This is a genomic window from Streptomyces sp. NPDC060198 (genome assembly GCF_042728415.1).
In the GTDB taxonomy this organism is placed as follows: Bacteria; Actinomycetota; Actinomycetes; order Streptomycetales; family Streptomycetaceae; genus Streptomyces.
Map to the genome: position 1 here is coordinate 1 of NZ_JBHWZJ010000407.1, position 5,849 is coordinate 5,849.

3 protein-coding genes are annotated in these 5,849 nt (G+C 68.6%); all 3 read right to left on the reverse strand.

Going from position 1 to position 5,849, the window contains the following annotated elements:
• Positions 1 to 42: 42 nt before the first annotated feature.
• Positions 43 to 1,281, reverse strand: a complete 1,239-nt coding sequence (gene mmsB / locus ACFWEP_RS30425) for a multiple monosaccharide ABC transporter permease (RefSeq protein ID WP_387374875.1) — start codon at positions 1,279 to 1,281, stop codon at positions 43 to 45.
• The gene (gene mmsA, locus ACFWEP_RS30430) at positions 1,278 to 2,849 is read right to left on the reverse strand and encodes a multiple monosaccharide ABC transporter ATP-binding protein (RefSeq protein ID WP_387374879.1); all 1,572 of its coding nucleotides are present in this window, start codon (positions 2,847 to 2,849) and stop codon (positions 1,278 to 1,280) included. Before mmsA ends, mmsB begins: the two co-directional genes overlap by 4 nt.
• A gap of 65 nt (positions 2,850 to 2,914) precedes the next feature.
• A complete protein-coding gene (gene chvE, locus ACFWEP_RS30435; protein ID WP_387374877.1) occupies positions 2,915 to 4,024 on the reverse strand; it encodes a multiple monosaccharide ABC transporter substrate-binding protein in 1,110 nt (369 codons plus the stop codon).
• Positions 4,025 to 5,849 lie beyond the last annotated feature (1,825 nt).

Consider the following 5,849-nt stretch of genomic DNA (forward strand, 5'->3'; position numbering starts at 1 on the left):
CCGGCGGAAGGGCCGGCGGGCACCGTCATGGGGCGAGCGGGGTCAGGCGCCCGCCCTCCGCTTGTTCCACACGTCGAAGCCGACCGCCGCCAGCAGCACGAGGCCCTTGATGACCTGCTGCCAGTCGGTCCCCACCCCGACCAGGTTCATGCCGTTGTTGAGCACACCGAGGACCAGGCCACCGATGATGGCTCCCAGCACGGTGCCCACGCCACCGCTCATCGACGCCCCGCCGATGAACGCGGCCGCGATGGCTTCCAGTTCGAAGTTCACACCCGCCTTCGGCGAGGCCGCGTTGAAGCGCGCGGCGAAGACGAGGCCGGCGAGCGCGGCGAGCATCCCCATGTTGAGGAACACCGCGAAGGTGACCTTCTTGTCCTTGACCCCGGACAGCTTCGCGGCGGGCAGGTTGCCTCCGATCGCGTACACGTGCCGTCCGATCACCGCGTTCCGCATCACGTACCCGAAGCCGACCAGCAGCACGGCCAGGATCAGGAGAACCACGGGCGTGCCCTTGTAGCTGGCGAGCAGCAGGGTCGTGACCAGGATCGCGGCGACCAGTGCACCCGTCTTCAGCCAGAACAGGCCTGCGGGGAGCGGCTCCAGGGTGAACTCGCGCTGGCGCCCGCGGTCCCGAACCTCCTGGAGGACCACGTACGCGGCCAGTCCGATCCCCAGGAGCAGCGTGAGGTTGTGGTAGTTGGTCTCCGGTCCCACCTCGGGCAGGAACCCGTTGGCGACCTTCTGCAGCCCTTCGGGGAACGGGCCGAGGGTCTGTCCCTTCAGGAAGATCTCCGTCAGCCCGCGGAAGAGCAGCATGCCCGCGAGGGTCACGATGAAGGAAGGGATGCCGACATAGGCGATGAAGAAGCCCTGGAGGGCACCGGCTGCGGCTCCCAGCAGCAGGGTGAGCAGCACCGCGATGGGCCAGGCGACGTGGTGCTCGACCATGAGCACCGCCCCGATGCCACCTACCAGGGCCATCAGGGAGCCGACCGACAGGTCGATGTGCCCGGCGATGATGACGATCATCATGCCGATGGCGAGGATGAGGATGTAGCTGTTCTGCAGGACCAGGTTGGAGACGTTGCGCGGCAGCAGCAGGTCTCCGCCGGTCCAGATCTCGAACAGGAGCACGATCAGGCCGAGCGCGAAGAGCATCCCGTACTGGCGCATGTTGCGCCGGACGCCGTCCAGGAGCACTCTGCCCACCGGCCCGCCGGTGGACTTACCGCCCGGCGGCGCCGGTGTGGTCGTTTTCGTACTGACGTCGGTGCTCATGCCTGGTGTCCTTCGCTGGGGGTGGCACCTGCGGTGACTGCCGGTGGTGCGGTGGTGTCCCGGGTCATGTGCCGCATCAGCACTTCCTGGGTGGCGTCCTCCCGGGACACCTCGCCGGTCAGACGCCCGGCCGCCATGGTGTAGATGCGGTCGCACATGCCGAGCAGTTCGGGCAGCTCGGAGGAGATGAAGAGGATCGCCTTGCCCTCGGCGGCAAGTCGGTCGATCACGGTGTAGATCTCGAACTTCGCGCCGACGTCGACCCCGCGGGTGGGCTCGTCGAGGACCAGGACGTCAGGTCCGGCCAGGATCCACTTGCTGAGGACGACCTTCTGCTGGTTGCCGCCGGAGAGCCGGCCGACCGGTTCGAGGACGTTCGGAGTCTTGATGTTCATGGTCTGCCGGTAGCGTTCGGCCACCTTGCGCTCGTCGTGGCCGTCGACGACGCCGCGCCGGGCGAGGGAGCCGAGCGAGGCGAGCGAGATGTTCCGGCTCACGGTGTCCCCGAGGTCGAGACCGTAGTGCTTGCGGTCCTCGGTGACGTACGCGATGCCGTTGGCGATGGCCTCGGGGACCGTGCGCGTCCGTACCTCGCGGCCGTCCCTGAGGACGGAGCCCTGCTCGTAGTGGCCGTAGGAGCGGCCGAAGACGCTCATCGCCAGCTCCGTGCGGCCTGCGCCCATGAGCCCGGCGATGCCGACGATCTCCCCGCGGCGGACCTGGACCGAGACCCCGTCGACGACCTTCCGGCTGCGGTCGAGCGGGTGGCGCACGGTCCAGTCGCGGATCTCCAGGGCCGGTTCGGTGTCGGCCGCACCCTCGTAGGGCGTGCGGTCGGGGAAACGGCTGTCGAGGTCCCGGCCCACCATGCCGCGGATGATGCGCTCCTCGGTGGTGGTCGGGTCCTTGACGTCCAGGGTCTCGATGGAGCGCCCGTCACGCAGGATGGTGACGGAGTCGGCGATCCGGGCTATCTCGTTCAGCTTGTGCGAGATGATGATCGAGGTGATGCCCTGGCCCTTCAACTCCCCCATCAGTCGCAGCAGCTTCGCACTGTCCTCGTCGTTGAGCGCGGCGGTGGGTTCGTCGAGGATCAGCAGCCGGACGTCCTTCGCCAGGGCCTTCGCGATCTCCACGAGCTGCTGCTTGCCGACACCGATGTCGGCGACCCGCGTCTCGGGATGTTCGTCGAGCCCGACCCGCCTGAGCAGTTCGGCGGCGCGGCGCAGCGCCTCGCGCCAGTCGATGATCCCCCGCCGGGACGGTTCGTTGCCGAGGAAGATGTTCTCGGCGATCGACAGGTACGGAACGAGCGCGAGTTCCTGGTGGATGATGACGATGCCGCGCCGCTCGCTGGCCCTGATGTCCTTGAACCGGCACGGCTCGCCGTCGAAGACGATCTCGCCCTCGTAGGACCCGTGGGGGTGGACGCCGGACAGGACCTTCATGAGCGTCGACTTGCCGGCGCCGTTCTCGCCGCACAGGGCGTGCACCTCTCCGCGTGCCACGGAGAGGGTCACCTCCGACAACGCCTTGACCCCGGGGAAGGTCTTGACGATGGACCGCATCTCCAGGACGGGGCCGGTCGGCGTTGGCTGAGGAACGGGCACCTCGCCGGATTGGGTGGCGGAGGTCACCCCAGCTCCCCGGCGTCGATGTAGCCGGAGTCGACCAGGATCTTCTTGTAGTTCGTCTTGTCGACGCTGACCGGGTCGAGCAGGTAGGCCGGAACGACCTTCTTGCCGTTGTCGTAGGTGGAGTCGTCGTTGGTCTCGGGCTTCTTGTCGTTGAGGACGGCGGACACCATGTCCGCGGCGACCTGGGCGAGGGCCCTGGTGTCCTTGTAGACGGTCTGGGTCTGTTCGCCCGCGATGATCGACTTCACGGATGCGACCTCCGCGTCCTGGCCGGTGACGATCGGCAGCGGCTTGGCGGTGCTTCCGTAGTCGTCGGACTTCAGGGCGGACAGGATGCCGATGGAGATGCCGTCGTAGGGGGAGAGCACCGCGTCGACCCGGCCGGTGGAGTAGGACGAGGTCAGCAGGTCGTCCATGCGCTTCTGTGCCGTACCGCCGTCCCACCGCAGGGTGGTGACCTGGTTGAGCTGGGTCTGCTTGGAGCGTACGACCAGTTGCTTCTTGTCGAGGTAGGGCTTCAGCACCTTCATGGCGCCGTTGAAGAAGTACTTGGTGTTGTTGTCGTCGTTGGACCCCGCGAACAGCTCGATGTTGAAGGGGCCCTTCTTCGAGCCGCCCTCCAGCCCCAGCTTGTCGACGATGTACGTGGCCTGGAGCTCGCCGACCTTCTCGTTGTCGAAAGAGGCGTAGTAGTCGACGTGCTCGGAGCCCAGGATGAGCCGGTCGTAGGAGATCACCGGGATGTGGGCGTCGGCAGCCTGCTGGAGGACGTTGGACAGCGCCTCGCCGTTGATGGCGGCCACGACGAGGGCGTCGACGCCCTGGGTGATCATGTTCTCGATCTGGGCGACCTGCTGGTCGGGGTCGTCCTCGCCGTACTGCAGGGTCGTGGCGAATCCGGCCTTCTTCAGGCTGGTGGTCATGTTCTTGCCGTCGGCGATCCATCGCTCGGAGGACTTGGTGGGCATGGCGATGCCGATGGTCAGGTCCTTCTTGTCCTTCGACTCCTCGCTCCCCCCCTCGCTGCTTTGCCCGCAGGCGGTCAGGAGCAGGGCACAACCGGTGGTCACGGCCAGAAGGGCGTATGCGGATCGGAGTTTCGTCATGGGTGTTACCTGGCAATCCCGTCGTCGAGGCGGCTCTGTCCGGAACGACCTCGGCGGCAGCACGCGTTCTCGCGCCGCTGGACGGCATCGTCCCGGCTTGGCGGCCGAGGCTGAGCAGCCCCGGCAGAGCTCGATTGTTAGCGCTCACAACGCGTCGTACAAGAGGCGTTGGGGTTTTTTCCCACGTCGATACCCAGCCGTAAGCAGGAAGATGAGCGGCAAACGTGGCGCATCCCGCAGAAAGTGCGCGAGCCGACGGGCGGAACGCCGTCGTTTCCCGCCGCCGACGGCCTGCGTCGTGGCGAAGGATGTTCGTCTCCCGTCGGGCCGGCCGCGGCGTCGAGGCGAACATCCGCCGCACGTCCGGGCGTTCGAGCGTGAGACCCTGGCCTGCGGACAACCGCGCCGGCAGGGCGACTCCGTCGCACGCGTGCCGGTCGCGCGTGGCGCCGGCCCTCGTCCCGAAGCAGTGTCGCGTGTCCGGCACCGTGTCGGCGGTCCCCAGGGGTCGGCCGACCGCCGTCGTCCCCGCTCCCTCTCCGGGTCTGCGCGGGAACGGCCGGCCCCCGCACCGGCCCGTGCGGCCGGCCCGAAGCGGTACTCACGCGTGCACGGTCGCGGTCCCGTACGGAACCAACCACACCGGCCCAGCAGCCCGTACGCCTGACGCTCGGCGGAGCCGAACACCGCCGCGTCGACCACCCGCAGCCGGTTCAGCGGTGTCGTCGCCACCTCCACCTCGATGGTGTGGGAGCCGTGCCGCAACCGCGGCCCCAGGTCCACCACGCGCGCCAACTGGTTCACCGATGCGAGGGCATGGCCGTTGAGGCGGAGGCGGAAGGTGTCGCACACCTCGCCCAGTTCGAGCCGTGCCCCGGTCGCCCCCGTTCCACTCCCTGCCGAGAGCGAAGGTGGCGCGGTAGGTACCCACACCGGAAACGTCCTCCAGGACGGGTATCTGCGACCGCGGCAACAGCCCGTCCGGCAGCAGCAGTTCGTGTCGTACGTGGACGGTCTCGGCGGCGTCGGGACCCGCCGGCCGCCAGTCCTCCACGTTCCAGCTTCCAGGTCTCCAGGTCTCCAGGTCTCCAGGTCTCCAGGTCGAACGGCGCGGGCGCCGACCGGACTACGGCGTCCACCGAACGTCCGTCGTCGAACATGGTGCGGAAGGAACCCGCTGCGGCGGCCCCGCACCTCGAACGTACGTCCGTCGGCGGTGACGCTCGCCGGCCGACGTCGCGGTGATGTTCCGGGTGGAGACGCCACCGGAGGGCCGGGGCAGCCGCACGATGCTCACAGCGCCCGGCGCCAGGTCCACCGGGAGACGGATCCGCCCGTCGTCGGTGCGGGTGTACACGGCGATCGGCGCGACCGAACCGGTCCACGGGCCCAGCAGGTGGGGGCGGCTCCGCGCACGTGACCGGTCAGGGCGGCGTCGTGACGGATCCGTGTACCAGTCGCCCCTGCTTGCTGGCCGCGTCGTGGGCGAAGAAGAAGTTTCGGTCACCTGGGCGACGTGGAGATCTACCGGGTGGGATCAGGCCGTTGGGCCTTCACGCCGAGTTTCACACCCGGTGGGTGACCGGTGGGTGTGCCGTTCGGGCGGCGCGGGGGCAGTTCGCCCCCGGTGGCGCGTTCTCGCTCGGCTGCCTCGGCCGCTTCGGCTCCCTCTGCTTCCTGGGCGGAGATCCGACCGGGTCGGGGCGCCTGTGACCGGACCCGGTGGCCCGTCGGCCCCGACTCCGCCTCCGGGCCATCGCCGAACAGCCTGGCGGGACGCGAGACTCCGCCGAGGGTACGGAACACGACAGCGCTGGTTCCCGCC

What these genes read in the sequence shown, in the direction of transcription:
- chvE (WP_387374877.1), bottom strand. Translation starts at nt 4,024, where the DNA reads ATGACGAAACTCCGATCCGCATACGCCCTTCTGGCCGTGACCACCGGT.
- mmsA (WP_387374879.1), bottom strand. Translation starts at nt 2,849, where the DNA reads ATGCGGTCCATCGTCAAGACCTTCCCCGGGGTCAAGGCGTTGTCGGAG.
- mmsB (WP_387374875.1), bottom strand. Translation starts at nt 1,281, where the DNA reads ATGAGCACCGACGTCAGTACGAAAACGACCACACCGGCGCCGCCGGGC.